General features: G+C 62.5%; 18 protein-coding genes and 2 pseudogenes. 15 read left to right on the top strand and 5 right to left on the bottom strand.

The features are described 5' to 3' along the window. Genes K9B33_RS12495 through K9B33_RS12485 form a run of 3 tightly spaced genes read left to right on the top strand, consistent with a single transcriptional unit; the run spans window position 1 to window position 2,158 of the window. The gene (locus K9B33_RS12495) at window positions 1-711 is read left to right on the top strand and encodes a dienelactone hydrolase family protein (RefSeq protein ID WP_224549158.1); all 711 of its coding nucleotides are present in this window, start codon (window positions 1-3) and stop codon (window positions 709-711) included. A 19-nt stretch (window positions 712-730) separates the two neighbouring features. Next, window positions 731-1,558, top strand: coding sequence for an SDR family NAD(P)-dependent oxidoreductase (locus tag K9B33_RS12490; RefSeq protein ID WP_224549157.1), 828 nt, complete (start codon window positions 731-733; stop codon window positions 1,556-1,558). A gap of 30 nt (window positions 1,559-1,588) precedes the next feature. Beyond that, entirely contained in the window at window positions 1,589-2,158 is a 570-nt protein-coding gene (locus K9B33_RS12485; RefSeq protein ID WP_224549155.1) for a carboxymuconolactone decarboxylase family protein, read from the top strand. A gap of 512 nt (window positions 2,159-2,670) precedes the next feature. Here K9B33_RS12485 and K9B33_RS12480 read toward each other — a convergent pair. Further along, the gene (locus K9B33_RS12480; protein ID WP_224549153.1) at window positions 2,671-3,735 is read right to left on the bottom strand and encodes a maleylacetate reductase; all 1,065 of its coding nucleotides are present in this window, start codon (window positions 3,733-3,735) and stop codon (window positions 2,671-2,673) included. Between the two features lie 198 nt (window positions 3,736-3,933). Here K9B33_RS12480 and K9B33_RS12475 point away from each other — a divergent pair, with 198 nt between their 5' ends. The 7 genes and pseudogenes from K9B33_RS12475 to K9B33_RS12445 all read left to right on the top strand — a co-directional run bounded on the left by K9B33_RS12475 (window position 3,934) and on the right by K9B33_RS12445 (window position 10,725). Then, on the top strand, window positions 3,934-4,647 hold the full coding sequence (locus K9B33_RS12475) for a CoA transferase subunit A (RefSeq protein ID WP_224549151.1): 714 nt from the start codon (window positions 3,934-3,936) through the stop codon (window positions 4,645-4,647). Continuing rightward, on the top strand, window positions 4,644-5,303 hold the full coding sequence (locus K9B33_RS12470) for a 3-oxoacid CoA-transferase subunit B (protein WP_224549149.1): 660 nt from the start codon (window positions 4,644-4,646) through the stop codon (window positions 5,301-5,303). The genes K9B33_RS12475 and K9B33_RS12470 overlap by 4 nt, the downstream gene beginning before the upstream one ends. Then, complete coding sequence (pcaF, locus tag K9B33_RS12465; protein WP_224549147.1) at window positions 5,300-6,502, top strand: 3-oxoadipyl-CoA thiolase; 1,203 nt, start codon at window positions 5,300-5,302, stop codon at window positions 6,500-6,502. Before K9B33_RS12470 ends, pcaF begins: the two co-directional genes overlap by 4 nt. Window positions 6,503-6,575: 73 nt before the next feature. After that, window positions 6,576-7,279: pseudogene (gene ribB / locus K9B33_RS12460) on the top strand (3,4-dihydroxy-2-butanone-4-phosphate synthase); the annotation flags it as partial. 82 nt (window positions 7,280-7,361) lie between these two features. Then, window positions 7,362-7,517, top strand: a pseudogene (locus tag K9B33_RS12455) (IS3 family transposase); the annotation flags it as partial. A 626-nt stretch (window positions 7,518-8,143) separates the two neighbouring features. Beyond that, entirely contained in the window at window positions 8,144-10,363 is a 2,220-nt protein-coding gene (locus tag K9B33_RS12450) for a TonB-dependent receptor (protein WP_224549145.1), read from the top strand. 137 nt (window positions 10,364-10,500) lie between these two features. Then, window positions 10,501-10,725: a hypothetical protein gene (locus K9B33_RS12445; RefSeq protein ID WP_224549143.1), complete on the top strand. Its 225-nt coding sequence runs from the start codon at window positions 10,501-10,503 to the stop codon at window positions 10,723-10,725. 369 nt (window positions 10,726-11,094) lie between these two features. On the opposite strand, the gene K9B33_RS12440 is transcribed toward K9B33_RS12445, so the two are convergent. From K9B33_RS12440 to K9B33_RS12425, 4 genes are all read right to left on the bottom strand, one after another. Then, a complete protein-coding gene (locus K9B33_RS12440; protein WP_411974010.1) occupies window positions 11,095-11,664 on the bottom strand; it encodes a fasciclin domain-containing protein in 570 nt (189 codons plus the stop codon). A gap of 82 nt (window positions 11,665-11,746) precedes the next feature. Further along, window positions 11,747-12,451 carry an anti-sigma factor domain-containing protein gene (locus K9B33_RS12435; RefSeq protein WP_224549141.1) on the bottom strand — a complete coding sequence of 235 codons (705 nt, stop codon included), beginning with the start codon at window positions 12,449-12,451 and terminating at the stop codon, window positions 11,747-11,749. Beyond that, complete coding sequence (locus K9B33_RS12430; protein WP_224549173.1) at window positions 12,444-13,034, bottom strand: sigma-70 family RNA polymerase sigma factor; 591 nt, start codon at window positions 13,032-13,034, stop codon at window positions 12,444-12,446. Before K9B33_RS12430 ends, K9B33_RS12435 begins: the two co-directional genes overlap by 8 nt. Before the next feature lie 132 nt (window positions 13,035-13,166). After that, window positions 13,167-13,895 carry a FadR/GntR family transcriptional regulator gene (locus K9B33_RS12425; protein WP_224549139.1) on the bottom strand — a complete coding sequence of 243 codons (729 nt, stop codon included), beginning with the start codon at window positions 13,893-13,895 and terminating at the stop codon, window positions 13,167-13,169. 198 nt (window positions 13,896-14,093) lie between these two features. Here K9B33_RS12425 and K9B33_RS12420 point away from each other — a divergent pair, with 198 nt between their 5' ends. Genes K9B33_RS12420 through K9B33_RS12400 form a run of 5 tightly spaced genes read left to right on the top strand, consistent with a single transcriptional unit; the run spans window position 14,094 to window position 21,797 of the window. After that, a complete protein-coding gene (locus K9B33_RS12420; protein ID WP_224549137.1) occupies window positions 14,094-16,766 on the top strand; it encodes a TonB-dependent receptor in 2,673 nt (890 codons plus the stop codon). A 23-nt stretch (window positions 16,767-16,789) separates the two neighbouring features. After that, window positions 16,790-18,469, top strand: a complete 1,680-nt coding sequence (locus K9B33_RS12415; protein WP_224549135.1) for a GH39 family glycosyl hydrolase — start codon at window positions 16,790-16,792, stop codon at window positions 18,467-18,469. Window positions 18,470-18,487: 18 nt separating this feature from the next. Continuing rightward, window positions 18,488-19,753 carry an MFS transporter gene (locus K9B33_RS12410; RefSeq protein WP_224549134.1) on the top strand — a complete coding sequence of 422 codons (1,266 nt, stop codon included), beginning with the start codon at window positions 18,488-18,490 and terminating at the stop codon, window positions 19,751-19,753. Further along, on the top strand, window positions 19,750-20,928 hold the full coding sequence (locus K9B33_RS12405; RefSeq protein ID WP_224549133.1) for an L-rhamnonate dehydratase: 1,179 nt from the start codon (window positions 19,750-19,752) through the stop codon (window positions 20,926-20,928). The genes K9B33_RS12410 and K9B33_RS12405 overlap by 4 nt, the downstream gene beginning before the upstream one ends. Beyond that, window positions 20,925-21,797, top strand: coding sequence for an NAD(P)-dependent oxidoreductase (locus K9B33_RS12400; RefSeq protein WP_224549132.1), 873 nt, complete (start codon window positions 20,925-20,927; stop codon window positions 21,795-21,797). The genes K9B33_RS12405 and K9B33_RS12400 overlap by 4 nt, the downstream gene beginning before the upstream one ends. Window positions 21,798-21,819 lie beyond the last annotated feature (22 nt).

The raw sequence follows: 21,819 nt of genomic DNA, 5'->3' as shown, positions 1-21,819 counted from the left end.
ATGGGCGGCGTTCTTGCATATCAGGGCGGCGGCGTGCAGGCGCGGGGTTATTATGCCGCGCCCCCCCGTGTGACGCCCCGCGGGGCGGTGCTGATCGTCCACGAAGCGCCGGGGCTTGGTGCCCACGCCAAACGACGGGCGGATGCGCTGGCGGCGGAGGGCTATGCGGCGCTCGCGGCGGATCTGTTCGGCGATGGTCTGCTGGCAAGCGGCCCGGACGAGGCGCGCGGATGGGTCGGCGCGCTCAAGGCGCAGCCCGATATTCTCTTGGCACGGCTGGAATCGGCGCTGGCTGCGCTGGCGACGGAAAGTGGCGTGGACGACAATCTGGCGGCCATCGGTTATTGCTTTGGGGGGTGGGCCGCGTTGGAACTGGCGCGCGCGGGCGCGCCGCTGCGCAGCACCAGTGTCGTCCATGGCGCAGTGGCGAGTGCGCGGGATGCCATAGCCATCACCGGCTCGGTGCTCGTCTGCGCAGGCGACGTCGACCCATTCGTGCCGGCCGGTCAGCTTGCCGCATTCGGCGAGGAAATGCGCGGCGCGGGGATCGATTACCAACTGTGCCTCTATGGCGGGATCGGTCACGGATTTACCGACCCGGATGTCCCGCCCATGCCCGGCTTTGCCTATGATGCGGCCACCGATCGACGCTCCTGGGCATCCTTCATGAATCTGCTCGCCGAACATTCGCCGATGCAGGGCAACGATTAAAAGGACAGGACGACATCAGATGCGCTTCGAAGGCAAAACCATCCTTATCACCGGCGCTGCGACCGGTATCGGTCGCGCGACCGCGCATCGCCTGGCGGCGCTGGGTGCGCGGATATTCATCGTCGATCTGAACGGCGAGGGCGCGGAAGCAGCCGCGCGCGAACTCCCGGGCGGCCAGTCGATGGGATTTCGCTGCGACGTCCGGAGCGATGCGGATGTGGCGCAGCTAAAGGCCGATGTGCTGGCGGCCAGCGGTGGGATCGACATATTGATCAATAACGCCGCCAAGCCGCCCATCACAGGCCCGGTCATCGAAACGGAAATCGACCAGTGGCGCGATGCGCTGGACGTGAATGTGCTGGGCTATGTCCGCATGATCCGCGCTTTCCTGCCCGCGATGATCGCGCGTGGCAGCGGCCATGTCGTCAATACATCCTCCGGCCTCGCGCTGCTGCCCGATCCGCCGATTCGCTTCATGGGGCCGTATATCGCGTCCAAGGGCGCGCAACTTTCGATGAGCTATGCCTTCGCCCACGCACTGGCGGGGACGGGGGTTGGCATATCGGTCTATTGCCCCGGGGTCACGGCAACGTCCGACAAGGCAGGCGGCCCGCCGCCGCCGGGCCTGAACGGGCCGACGCCGGACGATTTCCGCCGCGGCGTCCCCGCGCGTCGTACCGAACGGGTCAGCGCCGAATATGCGTCCGGCGTCTTTGTCGAGGGGCTGATCCGGGGCGATTTCGTCATCTGTTCGCAAGATGCATATCTGCCCGATCTGATCGCCTTTGCGCAGGGCAATCTCGACCCGCAGGCGATCGTCCGCGAAGCCGCAGCGGAAGCCGCCTGAATTTTCAAAACGAACAGGAGAGGGCAAGCCATGGGGCGCCTGCGTAATCTCGACCATGCCGATCTGGCGCCGGAGCATCAGGATATTCCGCGCCTGAAGTCCAACATCACGCGCGCTGTTGCGCATAGTCCCAAGCTGGCCCGGCTGGTCGCGGGGCGGGGCATGTATCTGCGCCATGACAGCGGCCTCAATGCTCGGCTGCGCGAACTGGCCATTCTACAGGTCGGCTATTCGACCGGATCGGCCTATGAATGGGCGCATCATGTCGATGTCGCGCTGTCCTTTGGCGTGACCGAAGAAGATATCCGGGCGATCGCCAAGGAAACGCAGGGCGAAAAGACGCATCTGGAACCGCTGGCGTCGGCGGTGCTTGCTGCCGCTCGTTCAATGACCGACGACCTGATCCTGCCGCAGGCACTATTCGATGCCCTGGCCGCCGAACTGGATACCGCCGACCTGGTCGATCTGCTCGTCGCGATCGGCGAATATAACGGACTGGTGCGGGTCATGGCAGCGATCGAGATCGATCTTGAGGACGAATATGTCGAGTATCTGGCCCGCTTTCCGCTGTCGTCCGCACGTGCGGTGGAGCGCATATAGACCCGGTTTCGAAATCGGCCGACGGGTCGGCGACCCGTGCGGCATCCATCTTTCAATCTTTACGGAGGACATTTCCATGAAATTATTGAGCTTCACCAAAGACGGGCGTGCCAGCTTCAAGGACGCAGGATCATCCAGTTTCACCAGATGGATTTCGACCGTACCATCCATGCACAGGACGAATTCGTCATGCGCTGCGGCATACCAGTCGGATGTCCCTTCGGCCCGTGCGACCTCGATCACATATTCCAGATTCTTGGCGACGGCGACGCGCTCATAGGGCGCCGAAACCGATGCAACCTCGAAAATATTCGAAAAAACATAATTTTTCGGATCGTCATCGACGGGGATGACGCGGCCCTTTTCGAAATCCGACAGGGATCCGAGCCTCGTACTATATTCCATTACGCATGTCCTTCGGCCTTGCTGTCGGACAAGTCTGGTCGATCACGCGCGCAAGTAAACGACCGCCCGGCTCTGGTCCGCCTGATGTTACAAACCGGGAAGGCGAGTCAGTCCGAGACGGGCGGCGCGCCGCTCCACGCGCGTTCCAACAATCCGCGCAGCCGCGCCTCGTCCAGCGGCGCAGGGTTCCAATATGGATTGGCGAAGGTCAGTTCAACGATGCGCTCCAGCCCCTCGCGCGGCATGCCCAATGCCTTCAAAGAGATTGGCGCGCCCAAGGTCCGGGCCAGATCGTACAGGGCCAGGGGCGCATCGTTGCTGCCTGTGGCACGGGCGATGCGCGTCAGCGCATCGGGGATGAACGGGGCGTTATAGGCGAGCGCATGGGGCAGGATAACGGTGTGCGTTTCAGCGTGTGGCAGGTTGAACGTACCGCCAAGGCTATGGCAAAGCTTGTGATGCAGGGCCATGCCGACTGCGCCCAACGTGGTTCCGCACAGCCATGCGCCATATAAGGCATCGGACCGCGCCTCCCGGTCATGCGGCGCAGCGGCGGCGCGGGGCAGGGCGGACACGAGCGCGCGAATGCCTTCCTCCGCGATCAGGCCGATGACCGGATTGGCCTGCTGCGAATATAGCCCCTCCACGGCATGGGCGATGGCGTTGATCCCGGACGTGATCGTCAGCGGCACCGGCAGCGTCAGCGTCAGCTCTACATCATACAGGATGACTTCCGGCAGGATCTTGGGTGAGGTCTGGGTTTTTTTGACGCCCGCTTCCGTCTCGCCCAAAATGGGCGTGGCTTCCGACCCGGCATAGGTTGTGGGGATGGCGATCTGGGGCAGATCCGTGCGCAGCGCGATCGCCTTGCCAAGGCCGATCGTGGAGCCTCCCCCCATCGACACCAGACAGTCGGCCTGCAAAGCCTGCGCCACCGCGATGGCGTCGAGCGTCACATCGACCGGCGTATGCATCCGCGCCTTGGAATAGGTGCCGCAGCACAGCGATCCAAGCTGTGTGGCCAGTCGTGCCACTTGGTCCGCCTGCTCCGGCGTCGAAAGCATCAGCGCGCGGCTCGCCCCCAGCCGTGCCACCTCATCCCGCAGGCCCGCCAACGTACCCCGTCCGAATACGACTCGTGAGGGATGGGCGGTGTAAACGAAGGCGCTCATATCATGTGTCCCATGCTGTAACATATGCGCTTTGGACACATGCCCGGCGCCCTGCAAACAGGCTTGGATGCCCGGTCCGCGCTGCGTCCACCGCTATGGCGTGGATGCGTACCACAGGCGGACCTTCTTCAAGTCGGGGACGAAAAAGCCGACGGCCTTTGGCAGGACGGCCAGTGAGCCAATGCCGGAGAAGAATGCATGCAAGACAAGATATATCCCTCAGCAAAAGCGGCACTGAATGGCCTGCTGTTCGACGGGATGACGATCATGTCGGGCGGTTTCGGACTATCGGGCAATCCCGAAAGTCTGATTCCGGAAATTCGTGACAGCGGCGTGCGCAATCTGACGATCATTTCCAACAATGCGGGCGCGGATGGCTTTGGCCTCTGGATGCTGCTGGAAAGTCGGCAAGTGAAAAAGATGATCTCCTCCTATGTGGGGGAGAATAAGCTGTTCGAAAGCCAGTATCTGTCCGGCGAACTCGAACTGGAACTGAACCCGCAGGGCACGCTGGCCGAACGTATCCGGGCAGGCGGGGCCGGCATCCCGGCCTTCTATACCAAGACGGGCGTGGGCACGGTAGTGGCCGATGGCAAGCCGGTCGAGACGTTCGAGGGCGAGGATTATGTTCGCGAAACCTGGCTGCGCGCCGATCTGTCGATCGTCAAGGCATGGCGGGCCGATCCGGCGGGGAACCTGATGTTCCGCAAGACCGCCCGCAATTTCAATCCGAATATGGCGACGGCGGGCAGGGCGACGGTCGTGGAAGTCGAGGAAATCGTGCCTGAAGGCAGCTTCGATCCCGACTGCATCCACACGCCGGGCATCTATGTCGACCGTATCATAGTATCGACCATCAACGAGCAGCGGATCGAAAAACTGACCGTCCGTCAGAAGGAGGTCGAGGCATGAGTTGGACGCGCGACGACATGGCGGCCCGCGCCGCCCGGGAGCTTCAGGATGGCTTCTACGTCAATCTGGGCATCGGCATTCCGACGCTGGTGGCCAATCATGTTCCTGCCGGGATCAACGTGACGCTGCAAAGCGAAAATGGGATGCTGGGCATCGGCCCCTTTCCCTATGAGGGGGAGGCGGACCCTGACCTCATCAATGCGGGTAAGCAGACGATCACGGCCTTGCCCACCTCCAGTTTCTTTTCCTCCGCCGACAGTTTCGCGATGATCCGCGGCGGGCATATCAACATGGCGGTGCTGGGCGCGATGGAAGTGGCGGCCAATGGCGATCTGGCCAACTGGACCATACCCGGCAAGATGGTGAAGGGCATGGGCGGTGCCATGGATCTGGTCGCGGGCGTCAAGCGCGTGGTCGTGGTCATGGATCATGTGTCCAAAAACGGCGATCCCAAGATATTGGAGAGGTGCAGCCTGCCGTTGACCGGCAAGGCGGTCGTGGATCTGATCATCAGCGACCTGGCCGTCATCGCAGTCGATCGCCAGCGGGGTGGCCTTACCCTTCTGGAAATCGCGCCCGGCGTTACCGTAGATGAGATCATGGCGAAGACAGGCGCACCGCTCGCCCTCTCCACGTTCAATGGAGTGGCCGCATGACAGACGCTTTCATCTGCGACGCCATCCGCACGCCGATCGGTCGCCTGAACGGAGCGCTGTCCACGGTGCGTGCCGACGATCTGGCCGCGATCCCGATCCGGGCGCTTGTCGAGCGCAATAGCGGCGTCGATTGGGACGCGCTCGACGATGTCATATTGGGCTGCGCGAACCAGGCGGGCGAGGATAATCGCAACATTGCGCGCATGGCGGCGCTGCTTGCTGGTCTGCCGGTCTCCGCGCCGGGTACGACCGTCAATCGCCTGTGCGGTTCGGGTCTGAACGCAGTCGGCATTGCGGCGCAGGCGATCAGGAGCCGTGATGCCGACCTGATCGTGGCGGGTGGGGCAGAGAGCATGACGCGTGCGCCCTATGTGCTGGGCAAAGCCGGCAGCGCCTTTGGCCGCGATCAGAAGATAGAGGATACGACGCTGGGGTGGCGCTTCATCAATCCCGCGATGACGGCGGCCCATGGCGTCGACACGATGCCGCAAACGGCCGAAAATGTCGCCGAACAATGGAGCGTGACGCGCGAGGAGCAGGATATTTTCGCTCTGCGCAGCCAGGAAAAGACCGCGGCGGCGCAAGCATCTGGGCGGCTGGCGGCAGAGATCGTGGCGGTGACATTGCCACAGAAGAAGGGCGATCCGATCGTCTTCGACAAGGACGAACATCCCCGCCTCAGTAGCCTGGAAGCGCTGGCGACGTTGAAACCCGTGGTGAAGACCGACGGCACTGTCACGGCTGGCAATGCGTCGGGCCTGAACGATGGTGCCGCAGCGATGATCGTCGCATCGGAGCAGGCGGCAAAGGCTCACGGCCTGACGCCCCGCGCCCGGATCGTCGCCATGGCGGCGGCCGGCGTCGCACCACGGATTATGGGCGTCGGCCCGATCGACGCGGCAAAGCGCCTGTTCGCCCGCACCGGCCTGACCATGGCGGACATGGACGTGATCGAACTCAACGAGGCCTTTGCTGCCCAAGCGATCGCCACCTTGCGCGATTTGCGCGTCGATCCTGCCGATCCACACGTCAATCCCAATGGCGGCGCCATCGCACTGGGCCATCCGCTGGGCATGTCCGGCGCTCGCATCACCCTGTCGGCGGTGGAGGAACTGCATCGCATCCATGGCCGCTACGCACTCGCCTTCATGTGCATCGGCGTCGGGCAGGGCATCGGCTTGATCCTGGAAAAGATATAGCGCTCAGCCCCGCCCTCTGCCGGCAAAAGATCATAGGGAGACGGACATGACGATCGATACCGATGGCGGGGCCATGGCTCTCCCACATCCGCGGTCCGATAATGCGTCGTCACACCCCTTGCTCGCCACGCCCGAAGTGATCATCAACGAGGCGCGGAACGGGCGTATGTTCATCCTGGTCGATGACGAAGACCGGGAAAATGAGGTTGACCTGATCATTCCGGCCCATATGGCGACGCCGGATGCGATCAATTTCATGGCGACTCATGGACGCGGTCTCATCTGCCCGGCCCTGATCCGCGAGCGATGTGCGCAACTCGGCCTCGAACTGATGAGCCGCAACAATGGCACGGGGCATGAGACGGCTTCACCGTGTCCATCGAAGCGCGCGATGGCGTGACCACGGGCATATCGGCTGCGGACCGGGCGCGCATGGTGTCGGTGGCGACGGATGCGTCGAAGGGGCCTGACGACATCGTCAAGCCGGGTCATATCTTCCCGCTGATTGCGCGTGACGGCGGGGTATTGGTGCGCGCCGGACATACGGAGGCATCGGTGGACATTGCGCGTCTTGCCGGTCTCAATGCCTCGGCGGGCATCTGCGAGATCATGAATCCGGATGGATCTATGGCCCGGCTGCACGAACTGGTGCCGTTCGCGCAGCGCCATGGCCTCAAAATCGGCACGATACGCGATCTCATCGCCTATCGGCGTCGCTTCGATCATCTGGTGGAACGTATCGCCACCACTCGCTTCGTTTCGGATCATGGCGGCGAATGCATGGAGGAGATAGCCCAGGTCGGCCATGGTCTGATCGTCCTGCTCGCGCCGCGTACCGATACCGGATCGGCGCTACAGACGGCGGCGGACCTACAAAGCGCGCGACGAAGCCCGACAAGACGTATTCGATTACATCGAGATGTTCTACAATCCGGTCCGCAAGCAGGTCAGGAACGGGATGCTGTCACCCGCACAGTTCGAACGGCAGCAGATTTTGAAAGCAGAAGGCGTCTAGAAAACTAGGGGCTACTCACATCAGCGTACTGGAATTAAATTTCGCTCGTCGTTTGGGATCCTGGCTGACGTCGTCTGCTTAAGATGTGGTGAGACAGTTGGCCGGCTACGGAACGCGCGGCATGGCCGCGTGCACATCGTCTAATTCGGTGTCTGGGCGATCCCGGGGTGCCGCTATGCGGCCAACGCGCCCGACGGCGCGATGGCGTTGGCCTCCGGCATCGGACGGTCGGTGTGGCGTCGCTTGTCCTTGGCCCCGCGTCGCCGTCCTGCAACCCCGGCTGCGCCTGGATCCTCCATTTCATCGCAGCCCTAAAGATGGCAGCGCATCGTGTTAAGCTGATTTCCCCATAACTTGTCAAAAAATATGGACTTTGACTAAATCGTTCATTATTGAATGAAGTGGTCATAAAAATGACAGCCGCTTAGATGCTATTCGCTCGGGGATGTGGCCATGAAAGGGAGGGGTATCGCGCGCGCTTTCGCATGCAGCCGCCGACTTTTTGGGTCGTTTCGGGTGGCATCGAATAATCGCCAGTCCGGCTGCCAATGTCCGATTTTGATGATTCCTGTGTCAAAATAATATGATCGATCAATGCTAATAAGCAAAAATAGAGGGGATGAGGGATGAGGAAATTTCTAGCGACTACGGCACTCGTCGGCACTCTGGTCAGCATGCCCGTGATTGCGCAAGACAACGGAGCGACCAGCGACAATGGCATCAGCGACATCATCGTTACAGCGCAACGCCGCGATGAAAATCTGCAAAAATCGGCTCTGGCTGTCAGCGTATTGGGTGGCGACGAACTGACGCGGGCTGGCGTCAGCCAGGCACAGGATCTAAGCAGGCTGGTGCCGGCGCTCAAGCTGTCCGCCGCCGGTGGCGGAGGCACGCAGATCACGATCCGCGGCATCGGCAGCTTTGTCGGCAATCCGTTCGCCGAACCTGGCGTCGCGATCAACCTCGACGGCGTGTATCTGCCCCGTTCCAGCGGCCCGACCGGACTATATTATGACCTCGAACGAGTCGAAGTGCTCAAAGGGCCGCAGGGCACGCTCTATGGGCGCAATGCGACAGCCGGCGCGGTCAATATTATCACGCGCAAACCGAAGGAAGAATGGCAACTACGCGCCAATCTGGAAGCGGGTAATTATGGCAAGATGCGGGGCGAACTGGCGATCAATGTGCCCATCCGGGGTGTCGGCGGATTGCGTGTCGCTGGCGTTGTGTCCCGGCAGGACGGCTATTTCAAGGACGGCTACGGCAATGACGACACCAATGCCGTACGTGGGCAGTTCAACTATGATCAGGGCGGCCCCTTCACCCTGCTGCTGAGCGCAGACTATGCCCATGTCGGCGGCAAAGGCGTAGGCGGCGTGTTCGCGGTTTCGGAGACGGGTTTCGTATCGTCCGATCCCCGCCTGGGCGCCACGCTGGACGGTTCCAACGCCATCCTCCAGAATGTGTCCAATCAAATCAGCGGTGGTGCGAATCCCAATCTGTTGCCCCGATTCAAGACCGACGGCTTCATCGACGTGACCAATTGGGGTGTCAGTGCGACCGCCAATTATGATTTCGGCAAAGCCGCGCTGACGGTAACCCCCGCCTATCGCAAGAATGAGAATCACTATCTCCATTATAATGCCGGTTATCCGGTCGGCTCCGACGAATATAGCAAGGCCATTTCAGTCGAGGCGCGACTGGCGTCGACCGACAAGAGTGCACCGCTACAATGGCTGGTCGGAGGCTATTATTTCGACGAGGATCTGAATTTCGAACTTCGGCCCTATCAGGGCGTGGCCTATGGCGTGACGCGCCCCATATTGAACACGCGCAGCTACGCCGCCTTCGGCCAGTTGAGCTATGCGCTGGTCGACGCGCTGCGCGTTACCGGCGGATTGCGCTATACCGATGAGAAGAAGACGATGGACGGCCAGTTGGGCTTCCAGAATCCCGCGCGCGGGCTGGGCTTTCCGGTTAATTTCCTGCCGCTTACCGGTCGTATCAGCGATAGCAGCCTGACATGGAAGGCTGGCGTGGAATTTGACGCTGGTCCAGCCTCGCTGATCTATGCCAGCGCGGCGACCGGTTTCAAGGCAGGCGGCTTCTTCGCATCGCAGCCGCCCAACACCGCCAAGCCGGAAAAGCTGATCGCCTATACGCTGGGCACCAAGAACCGCTTCTTTGGCAACAGCCTGCAAATCAACGCCGAAGCCTTCTTTTGGAAATATCGGGACAAGCAGGTCACCCATATCGGGCCGATCCAGCCTTTCGGGTTCAACCTGATCACCGAAAATGCTGGTCGGGCGCAAGTCTATGGCATCGAAGCGGATGTCATCTGGCAACCCAGCCCCAATGATCGCCTGTCCGCCAACGCGCAATATCTGCAATCCGAATATAAGGATTTCGTCTATACGCAGAGTACGGTGACCGGACCGCCACAGACCGCCTGTGCGATCGCACCGCTATCGCCGACGTCGGTCAGCGTCGATTGCAGCGGTCGCGAACTCCCGCGGGCGCCCAAATGGACGCTGAACCTTGCCTATCTGCACAGCTTCGATTTTGGGACTGGTCATCTCGACGCTTTGGTTGGCAGCCGGATCGAAAGTCGTTCGGTCATCGGGGAGGAGTATTTGGCTGGCCAGTATCAGAAGGGCTACATGCTTTCGAACGCGAGCCTGACCTGGCGCGGCGCTGAAGATCGCTACTCCGTCAGCGTCTATATCGATAATATCGAGGATGAAGTCGTCAAGACCAGTTCCTTCGTGCAGCCTGTCGTCGGCCTTCCAGTCGTAACGCTGGCTGCTCCGCGAACCTATGGATTGAGGCTCGGCTTCGATTTCTGAGGTTCTCACTTGCACGGCCTAACCGACGCTGACGCCTTCGTCGGCGTCGGTTAAGGGTCAGCAGATTGGCGATCCACCGAATGTAGCTCCCGATCGGATAACGTCAGGGCTGATGGAGGGCGCGGACGCGAAAATGTATGTGCGGTTTTTCTGATCAATTGAACCGGGCAAGTAGGAACGGACAGCATATAGTCGACTTTTTCGTCAACAATGTCACCAACAAGCATTTCCTGGTCGGTATTGGCGATGCGTACAACCGTTTCACAGTGCCTGCCGGCACCGCCGCGCCCACTACCCTTGTGGCTCGCTACGATCGTGCCAGCTTCCGCTATGGCGGCGTCCGGGCGACATTGTCTTTCTAGGAAGGGGTAAGATGCTCAGGCCATTGCGCCTGTCCGCACGTGTGGTGAGAGGCGATGCTGATATTGGTGCCGCCTTTTCCGAAATAGGGATGCTCGGCCAGGGGCGGGCAAGGGCAAACCTGCGCCCGCGATAAGCGCTTCGCGCATAGCGTCATGCTTCATAGCCTTAACAGGCTGGCGATGCGCAATCGCCCAAGTCTTTGCCTTGCTGCAAGTGACGGCTACGGCGTGGCCGAAGCACATTATAGCCAATTTGTCGCGCCTCTGTTCGCCACCCGCTAATCCGCGCGTCTTTGAAAATCGGGGAAGCCCGCCAATCAGGGGCGATTGGCGGGCTTCCGCAGTCCGGCGCTTACAGGATCGATCGGCTCAGGGCATCAGAACCGTATCGACCACATGAATGACGCCATTGGACTGCATCACATTGGCGATCGTGATTTTCGACATGCCGCCCTTGGCATCGGTCAGATACCAGGCGCCGTCCTTCTGCCATGCGGTCAGGCTTTCGCCCTGCACGGTGGTCAGCACCGCCTTGCCGCCGTTCATCTTCGCCTTGGCCGCAATATCCTTGGCGGTCATCCGCCCGGCGACGACATGATAGGTCAGGATCTTGGTCAGCATCGCCTTGTTTTCGGGCTTCACCAGGGTATCGACCGTGCCGGCGGGCAGTTTGGCGAAGGCCGCATTGGTCGGCGCAAAGACGGTGAACGGACCCGCGCCCTTGAGCGTATCGACCAGGCCTGCGGCCTTGACGGCGGCGACCAGTGTCGTGTGATCCTTGGAATTGACGGCATTGTCGATGATGTCCTTGGTCGGATACATCGCCGCGCCGCCGACCATCGGGTTCTTGCCCATGTCCTTCGCCATGGCGGGCGCGCCGCCGACAATGAGCGTCGTGCTCGCCAGTGCAAGCGAGAGCTTCGTCAAGATAGTCGTCATGGAGGCTTCCTTCCTATGTCGCGCGTCGCGTCAGAGCGGGCGTGCACATCAGTTACGGCGGGAAGCGGTGGGTGGATGCAGGTCAGAAAAGCGATATTTTTCCTGCCGCGATCGGCGCGGAACTAGGAGCGTCGTGGGGCGCGCCAGCCATGGACTCCATGGTGACCGCCAGCGTCGCGCCTTCCGCCATGAAGCGGCGATAGGACGGGGCGACGGCTATGCGACTTTCGGCGCCACCGCCGATCAGGCCAAGCGACCGCGGCTTGCCGTCCGCCGGAATGATCCATAATTCGGGCGCGAGACGGCCCGACGCTACACCGGTCGGCCGCAGGACCAGGCCGCCCGAAGTCGGGTCGTAGCGTGCCAATATCATCGGTCCATCGGGTTCGCCGACCATCTGCGCCATGGCCACTTGCGCAGGCTGCTGAATGGCGACGGGCGCACCCGGACGCAGTAGCACGATCAGCGCCAGGGACGCCGCGACGGCAGCGGATGCCAGCGCGCCCGCGCGCCACCAGCGCAGTTGACGCAGGGCCGGGTGTGCCGGCAATCCGCCGGCAACGGCTGTTTCGATGCCGGGCCATAAGGTTTCCGGCGGCGTCACAGCGACATAGTCGTCATAGAGCGGGGCAAGCCGCCTTTCCCATGCGTCGATCATATCGGGCGAGAAATCTGGATCTGCCATCAGGCGGCGCAGCGCAGCGGCGCGCGCCGCGCCGTCCAGCACGCCCAGCGCCAGTTCGGCGGCGATCGTGTCGCGCTCTTCGGGGGACAGGCCGTCAGCCATCGCCGATGCACGTCCTGAGTTGTTGCAGGCCGCGGCGGATCCAGCTCTTCATCGTACCAAGCGGCACCGCCATGCGATCGGCCAGTTGCGCATAGGTCAGCCCATCCAGAAACGCCGAGCGGATCGCCACGCGTTGTCGCGCTTCGAGTTCGTCAAGGCAGGCGAACATGCGCGCGCTATGTTGGTCACGCTCGATCACCATGTCGGCCAGGGGGGCGGCATCGGCGACCTCGGCCGCGGCTTCTTCCGGCGCCATGCCGGGCCGGCGCGAGGAACGGCACCAGTCGATGGCGGTATTGCGCGCGATCGCGCACAGCCAGGTAATGGGACTGGCCCGGCCGGCGTCGAACCGGTCAGCTCTGTTCCAAACCTTGATATACACGTCCTGCAAGATATCCTCCGCTGCGTCCCTGTCTGCGCAGATACGGAGGCAAATGCCGAAAAGTTTCGCAGACGTCATGGCATAGACCTGGCGAAGTGCGCGCCGGTCACGCCCGGCGACCCGCGCCAATGCGGTGATCAGCCTATCACGATCGGTGTCTGCGTCTCCCACAGGCGCGACCGTAACAATTTTTCGCCCCATTTCAATTGAAACGCGGCAGGGGGGGCGAACAAATTGAGGGGGCTGGCCAAGCATGTGTCGATTGACGGGCCACCCGCAGCAATGAGCTTGGCTGTCGTCATTAATCTAGTATGAGAAATAAATTGACGCCCGTCATAACATGCCGGCGTCGGCCGATGCGTTGCGGATCAGTGCCAGCATCTTGCGCCGCGCTTCCTCCCCTTCGCCGCGCATGATCGCGTCGAATACAGCGTCGTGGTCTGGCATGGGATCGCGGGATTCCCTACGCTCGTCGCGTGCGAAGCGGGTGGTCCATGCGACCACTGCGGTGACGGACGTGGCCAGCGTGATGAGCGATTCGTTGCGTGTCGCGTGCAGGATCAGGCGATGGAAGCTTTGATCCGCAGCACGCCCTTCCGCGGTTTGCAGGCCAAAGCGGCGCATTTCCTCCAGCGCATGGCCCATGCGGGAAATATCCTGCCCATCTCGACGCAATGCCGCGAACTCTGCGGCGGCCGGCTCCACGACGATGCGCAGTTCGAAAATGTCACGCAGAAATTCGGCTGTAGGCCCGGCCTCGAACATCCAGGCGAGTATGTCCAGATCCAGCATGTTCCACCGCAAACGGTCGTTAATGCGGGTGCCGCTCTTGGTTCGGCTATGGACTAGCCCCTTGGCAGACAGGACGCGGACGGCTTCTCGATAGGCGGTGCGCGACACGCCCTGTTCGGCGCTATAGCGCTCCTCGCCCGGTAATATGTCGCCCGGCTGATAACGGCCACCGACGATCGCTACGCCCAGATCATGGGCGATCCGGTCATGCACGGCCCGCTGTGCCGGACTGGAAGGGCGGGAAAGCGGATGATCGTCTGCTTGAGTCATGCCGCCTTCGTCCGCCCTGCCGCCCTATCCGTCAAGCCTGATCCCGCCAAAAGGCAGGAATTGGTATGAGGAAAATTGGCGATATGGCGTCTAATCTCATTACTCCGTCAAATTATAGCTTGAATCCGTTCTAAACAAACGTAATCTAGTATGAGAAATAAAAAATGACTCGGAGGGGATGTCATGATGAAAAGCGGAATGAAGCTGTCCATATCGTTGTTCGCGCTGCTGGCGGCGCAATCGGCCTTGGCCCAGGCGGTCGAAGGCAAAGGAGCCGGGGAGGCGACCGACGGCGACATCATCGTCACCGGTATGCGCGCCAGCCTGTCGTCGGCGCAGAATATCAAGCGCAACGCCCGGCAATTGGTGGACTCGGTCGTGGCCGAGGATATCGGCAAGCTGCCCGACAATAATGTGGTGGAGGCACTTCAACGCGTGCCGGGCATCCAGGTATCGCCCCGCGCCCGCGGCGAGTCCGCGACCGTGCTGATCCGCGGCCTTCCTGACGTGGTGACGCTGGTCAACGGCCGCAACATCTTCAGCACCACCGGCCGCTCGCTCTCGCTGGCGGACGTGCCCGCCGACCTCGTTGCCGGGGTGGACGTCTACAAGTCGCGCTCCGCCGATCAGTTGGAAGGTGGCATCGCCGGCCTCATCAACGTCCGCACCCGTCGCCCCTTCGATTTCAAGGGCTTCGAGTTCGCGCTGGCAGGGCGCGAAGTCTATAGCGAGCAGCCCGACAGAATCGATCCCTATGCCAGCGCGCTGATCAGCAACCGCTGGTCGACCGGCATAGGAGAGATCGGCGCCCTGATCAGCCTTTCCTATCACAAGACCCGCTATCGCGACGAAACCATCTATAGCGGCGGCTATTTCGGCTATAATCTCGACAACAGCCGAGCGCCCTACACGCCGGGCGTGCCGCTCGATCCCCGCGGCACCAGCCCGACCGATCCCAAGGCCTTCCGTACCGACGTGATCGGCGCGTTCGACCGGATCGGCACCCGCACCCGCCCGGCGGTCAACGCCACGCTGCAATGGGCGCCGGACGATCGACTGACCATCCACGCCGACGGCCTGTTCTACGGCTATCGCGAACGTGGCAACAGCAATCAGAATTTTACGTCGATGAACGGCGCGCTGCTGGCGCCGCTTGTGTTCGTGGACGACACCAAGCTGGTCCAGTCGCTCAGCATAGCCAACGGTCGCGTGGCCAATTTCGGCGGCGCCTACCGGAACAAGGCCGATCGTTGGCAGGGCGCGCTGGGCGCCGACTGGACCAGCGGCGACTGGAAGGCCGCGACGGAATTCTCCTACACCCGGTCGAAGGCGACCGATGTGGGCAATAATCTGGACGTGGACTTTATCGCCTCGCGCACCGACGCGGTGTTCAACGATGGCTCGGGCGCGCCCCATTTCACCCTGCCCAATGACGATATGGCCGATCCGGGGCGTTACTATCTCTCGCGCCTGTCCACTACCCGCACGGTCGGCGACGGCAAGGAACTGGCCTGGCGCGGCGATCTGTCCTGGCGCGCGCCCTTCCTCATCTTCTCCGGCCTCGACGCCGGCATCCGCCTCAGCAAGCGCAACGCCAAATCCGACAGCTTCACCCAGACCATCAACTGCTCCGCGACCGGTGCGGTGCAATGCTACAGCACCAAGGCGGCGAGCCTGCCCGGCCTGATGACGGTGACCCCCGGCGATTTCTACACCGGGACGCGCCAGTTCGTGCGGCAATGGGCGACGCCGACCACCGGTTATCTGCTGAACAATATCGGCTCGCTGCGCCAGTTGTTCGGCCTTGCGCCGGGCGATCCGGCCTTTCAGGATACCCAGCATTTCGACATCGAGGAAAAGAACTATGCCGGCTATGGCCAGGCCAATGTGGAAGGCGGCCGACTGGACGGCCAGATCGGCGTGCGCGTCATCCGCACCGACATCACGTCCAACGCCTTCCTGGTCCTGCGCGGCGCGACATCGCCCGTCACCATCCGCAACAAGAGCACCGACATTCTCCCCAGCTTGGCACTGCGCTACAAGCTGAAGGACAATCTGTTCCTGCGCTTCGCCGCCAGCAAGACGATCACCCGTCCCAGTTTCGCCCAGCTCAATCCGGCGCTCACCCTCACGCCGCCCGTGCCGGGGCAACAGCCCTTCGGCCGCGGCTCCAGCGGCAATGCCGACCTGAAGCCGGTGCGGTCGGACAATTACGACCTCTCGCTCGAATGGTATATCGACCGGTCCAGTTCGATCACCGCGACGATCTTCCGCCGCGACGTCACCGGCTTCATCCAGTCGGTCACCAGCAATTTCGACATCGACTATCTGGGCGCGGACAATGGCGTCTATCAGATCACCCGGCCGGAAAATTCCGGGTCCGGCAAGTTGCAGGGGATCGAGGGTGGCTTCACTTTTTTCCCCAAGGGCCTGCCAAGCTGGCTGGACGGCATCGGCATCAGCGCCAACGGCACCTATATCGACGGCAAGAACAAGGCGCTGTCGCCGTTGCCCGGCGTCACCGGCTATATGGACATCCCGTTCCAGAACGTGTCCAAATATTCTGCCACCGGCACCTTCATCTATGAAAAGGGCGGTTTCTCCGCCCGCGCCTCCTATGTCTGGCGCGACACCTATAATGCCGGCCTGCACTTCACCGGCGTCAATCCCAACTTCATCACCAACGGCCAGATCAGCAATCTCGACCTGTCCTTCTCCTATGAACTCAATCCCAGCTTCACCATCGTCGCCGATGCGACCAATGTGCTGAAAAATCTCTATCAGACCTCGTTCAACGACCCCGGCCTCTATCCGCGCGACACGGTTCTCTACACGCGCACATTCGCCGTCGGGTTCCGGGCGAAGATCTGATGTTCCTATCGAGAGGATGCCATATGACGATTTCCAAGGTGATCGCTTCGCTATCCGTGCTGATGGCGCTGCCGCAGGGCGCCGGGGCGCAGGAAGCAAGACAGGTCGCGATCAGCGTGGACGCGGGCAAAGCCGTGGGCAAGCTGCCGCCCGTCTGGCGCTTCTTCGGCGCGGACGAACCCAATTATGCGACCATGAAGGATGGCCGCAAATTGCTGGTCGAACTGGGCGAACTGAAAAAGGGGCAGGTCTATTTCCGCGCCCATAATCTTCTGAGCAGCGGCGATGGCACCGCCGCCTTCAAATGGGGCAGCACCAACGCCTATACCGAGACGACGGATGGCAAGCCGGTCTATAACTGGGCGATCGTCGACGGCATCATCGACGCCTATCTGGCGGAGGGCATCCGCCCCTATCTCCAGATCGGCTTCACCCCCGAAGCGATGGCCAACGCCCCGGCGGGTACACCCTACCGCCATAGCTGGCGTCCCGGCTTCGCCTATAATCTGATCGCCACGGGCTGGACCTATCCGCCCAAAGATTATGAGAAATGGGCCGAACTGATCCATCAATGGACGCTGCACAATATCGAGCGTTATGGCCGGGCCGAAGTCGAGAAATGGTATTTCGAGGTCTGGAACGAGCCGAACTCGCCCTTCTACTGGACCGGCAGTCCCGAAGAATTCTACAAGCTGCACGACTATGCCATCGCCGCCGTGCGCAAGGCGCTGCCCACCGCGCGCGTCGGTGGACCGGACGTCGCGGGGCCGGGCGGCGCCTTCATGGACGGCTTCCTGAAGCACGTTTCCTCCGGCAAGAATTATGCGACCGGTGAAACCGGCACGCCGACGGACTTCCTGTCCTTCCACGCCAAGGGAAAGCCGACCTTCGTTGATGGTCATGTCCGCATGGGCATCGCCACCCATTTGCGCGAAACCGATGGCGGCTTTACGAAAGTCCTGTCGATCCCCTCGCTCGCCGGCAAGCCGGTCGTGATCGGCGAGAGCGACCCTGAAGGGTGCGCCGCCTGTCCGGGGCCGGCCAACGCCTATCGCAACGGCACCATGTATAGCAGTTACACCGCCGCCAGCTTCGCGCGCATCTGGGAACTGGCCGAAAGGCGGAAGGTCAATCTGGAAGGCGTCGTATCCTGGTCCTTCGAGTTCGAGGACCAGCCCTGGTTCGCGGGCTATCGCCAGCTATCGACCAACGGCGTCGATCTGCCGGTGCTCAACGTCTTCCGCCTGTTCGCGCAACTGGGCGAAACGAAACTGGCGACCACGAACAGCGCGCAGGTGCCGCTTGATGCGCTGATGAAGAATGGGGTGCGGGGGGATGCCGATATCGGCTCCATCGCCACCCGCACCGCCGATGGCAAGGTCGCGCTGCTCGTCTGGCATTATCATGACGACGATGTCGCCGGGCCGGACGCCCAGATCCGGCTCAGCCTGAACGGGATCAAGGGCAAGCCAGCGCAGGCCAAGCTGTGGCGGGTCGATGGCGACCATGCCAACGCCTTTTCGGCCTGGCAAAAGATGGGTTCGCCCCAATCGCCCAATCAGGACCAGTATAAGCAACTGGAGGCCGCTTCGGTCATGCACGCGGAAACGCTGCCCGTCGCGACGGGTCAGCGCGGCGGCGCCAGCATCGACCTGCGTCTGCCGCGTCAGGGCGTCGCGCTGATCGTCCTCGACGGTCAGTAAGGGCAAGAAATGGAGGCCATGACACAAAGACGGGCGACGGCCCATCGGGGGCGCTGGGCGATTGCGGCGATGATTACCGTCGCCATCGCCATCAGCTATCTCGATCGGCAGACGCTGCCCTGGGCGATCAAATATATCGAGGCCGACATTCCGATCGGCAACCAGACCAAGGCCGTCCTCGATTCCGCCTTCCTCGCCACCTATGGCCTCATGTATCTGGGCGGCGGCTGGCTGCTCGATCGGGTGGGGACGCGCCGGGGCTTTCTGGCGATCATGATCTTCTGGTCGCTCGCCTGCGCCAGCCATGGGTTGGCGGGCGGCATCGCAGCGCTGGTGGTCAGCCGGTTGCTGCTGGGGGTGGGCGAAGGCGGCGGCTTTCCGGCGGCGACCCGCGCCATCGCCGAATGGTTTCCGGCGCAGCGTCGCGCTGCCGCCATGGGGCTGGTCAATGCCGGGACCGCGGTCGGCGCGGTGATTGCCCCGCCGCTGATCGCAGGCATATTGGCCTATGGCGACTGGTTCGGCCTGTCGAGCTGGCGCTGGGTCTTCTTCATCACTGGCGGCTTCGGCCTCGCCTGGGCGCTCTGGTGGTTTGCAACCTATCGCACGCCACCGCCTCTGGACACAGACACGCGCGACGCGGAGGGCCCCGCGCCCACCATCGCGATGCTGCTATCGCGCCGGGAAGTGCGGGGTCTGGTCGCCGCCAAATTTCTGAGCGACGGGGCCTGGTATTTCTACCTCTTCTGGCTGCCCAAATATCTGTTCGAAGCGCATGGCTTCGACCTGAAACAGGCCGCGACGATCGGCTGGATACCCTATGCCGCCTCCGGCGTGGGCAGTCTGTGCGGCGGCTGGCTGTCCAGCCGCCTCCTCTCCTCGGGCCGGTCAGTCAATGCCGCGCGCAAGATCGCCCTGGGGCTTAGCGCCACCTGTATGCCCTGGGTCATGCTCGCCCCCACGACCGGGTCGATCGCGGCGATCATCGCGATCTTCAGCCTCGCCTTCTTCGGGCAGCAAAGCTGGTCGACGCTGGTCATGACCCTGCCGACCGATCTCGCCCCACGCAACGCGCTCGGCCGCCTTGCGGGCCTCGTCGGCCTGGGTGGCGCGTTCGGCGGCATCTTCATGGGGCAGGCGGCCGGCTGGGCGCTCGACGCCGGGCTTGGCTACACGCCGGTGCTGACCGTCGCGGCGACCCTGCATCTGATCGCCTTCGCGCTGATCTGCCTCGCCATTCCCCGCATTTCACGTCTCACCTTCATGCGAAAGGCCGTTCCTTGAAAATCACCGAAATCCGCACCCGCGTCGTCCAGTGGGAAGGCGAGACCGTGCCGCTGCCACCGCATTTCTGCACGAACCCGATGGATATCGTCTCGCCGATGCTGTCGCCCGAGACGATGGGCACCTTCACCTTCCATGGCTGGCTGATCGTGGAAATCTTTACGGACGCAGGGCTGGTCGGCATCGGCAACGCCGCGCTCGCGCCGCTCGTCACCAAGCAGATGATCGACCAGTATCTCAGCCCCCTGCTGATTGGCCAGAACCCGTGGGACAGCGAGTTCCTGTGGCAGCACATGTATCGCAAGACCATGGCGTTCGGGCGCAAGGGCGTGGCGCTGGTCGCGATCTCCGCGCTCGACATCGCGATCTGGGACTTGATGGGCAAGGCTGCCAAACAACCCGTGTTTCGCCTGCTGGGTGGCCGGACCAAGGCGAAGATCCCGGTCTATGCCAGCCGCCTCTATTCGATCCCGCTGAATGAGCTGGCGCAGGAAGCCGCCGCCTACAAGGCGCAAGGTTATAAGGCGATGAAGCTGCGCTTCGGCTGGGGGCCGATCGACGGGGCCGCGGGCATGGCGCGCAACGTGGAATTGATCCGCACCGTGCGCGAAACCGTGGGCGACGAAATCGACATCATGGCGGACGCCTATATGGGCTGGAGCCTGGACTATGCCAAACGCATGATGCGCCTGATCGAGCCCTTCAACCTGCGCTGGCTGGAGGAGGCGGTCATCCCAGACGACATCAACGGCTATCATGAACTGCGCCGCTTCGGCACGACGCCGATCGCGGCGGGCGAACATGAGTTCACCAGCTACGGCTTCCGCCAGATGATCGAGGCCAAGGCGCTCGACTATTTCCAGTTCGACACCAACCGCGTGGGCGGCATCACCGCCGCCCGCAAGATTCAGGCGCTGGCTGAGGCCTATTCCATCCCCGTCGTCCCCCATGCCGGGCAGATGCACAATTATCATGTCGTGATGGCCAGCCTGAACAGCCCCATCGCCGAATATTTCCCGATGGTCGATGTGGAGGTCGGCAACGAACTCTTCTGGTATATCTTCAAGGGCGAGCCACAGGCGGTGGACGGCCATCTCGATCTGGACGACAACCTCCCCGGTCTGGGTCTCGCCATCGACGAGGCCGCTCTCTCGCGCTTCAAGGTGATCGGATGATGAACAGGAAAGTGGCCGTTCTCGGCTTGGGTCTGATGGGCGGGGGCATGGCGCGGCAATTGCTGGGGGCGGGCTTCGATGTGGCGGTCTGGAACCGCAGCCCCGACAAGGCGGCGGCGCTGGGCGAAGCTGGCGCAAGGATCGCGACCACGCCCGCCGATGCAGCGGCGGGTGCGGCCATCGTCATCGCCATGCTCGCCGACGACAGCGTGTCAGATATTGTATGGACCGGTGCGCACGGTGCGCTCGCGGCGATGGGTCGTGATTCAATAGCTATCGATTCCAGTACGTTAACTGATGTATGGGTGACGACACTGGCCGATCTTGCGGCAAAGTACGGCGTCCGTTTCCTCGAAGCCCCCGTCACCGGCAGTCGCGATCAGGCGGCGCAAGGCGCCTTGCGCTTTCTGGTCGGTGGCGACCCAGCGACGCTGGCAGATGCCCGCCCGGTTTTCGAGGCCATGGGCAGTGCGATCGTCCATCTCGGCCCGGTCGGCAGCGCCGCGACGGTGAAGCTCGCCAACAACTTCCTGTGCGGCGTTCAAGCGGCCAGCCTGGCCGAAGCCATCGCTCTGTTGGAAAAACGCGGACTGGACATCGAACAGGCGATGGCCATCCTCACCGATGGCGCCCCTGGCAGTCCGATGGTGAAAGGCGTGGGTCGCCGGATGCTCGACCGCGACTATGCGCCGCATTTCCTCGTCCCGTTGATGGCCAAGGATCTGGGCTACGCTGCGCAAGCGCTCGCCGATGTCGGCATCATCTCCGCCATGGCCCAGGCCGCAAGGCAATGTTTCGTAGAGGCGGCCGCTGCCGGCGAGGGGCATCGCGACATAGCGGCGATCGTGGAGCCGCTCCGGAAAGTCTGAAAACCGAGAGGGAGAGGCCCGG

It is taken from the genome of Sphingobium sp. 3R8, assembly GCF_020166615.1.
In the GTDB taxonomy this organism is placed as follows: Bacteria; Pseudomonadota; Alphaproteobacteria; order Sphingomonadales; family Sphingomonadaceae; genus Sphingobium; species Sphingobium bisphenolicum.
This window is presented reverse-complemented; position numbering and strand designations above follow the sequence as displayed.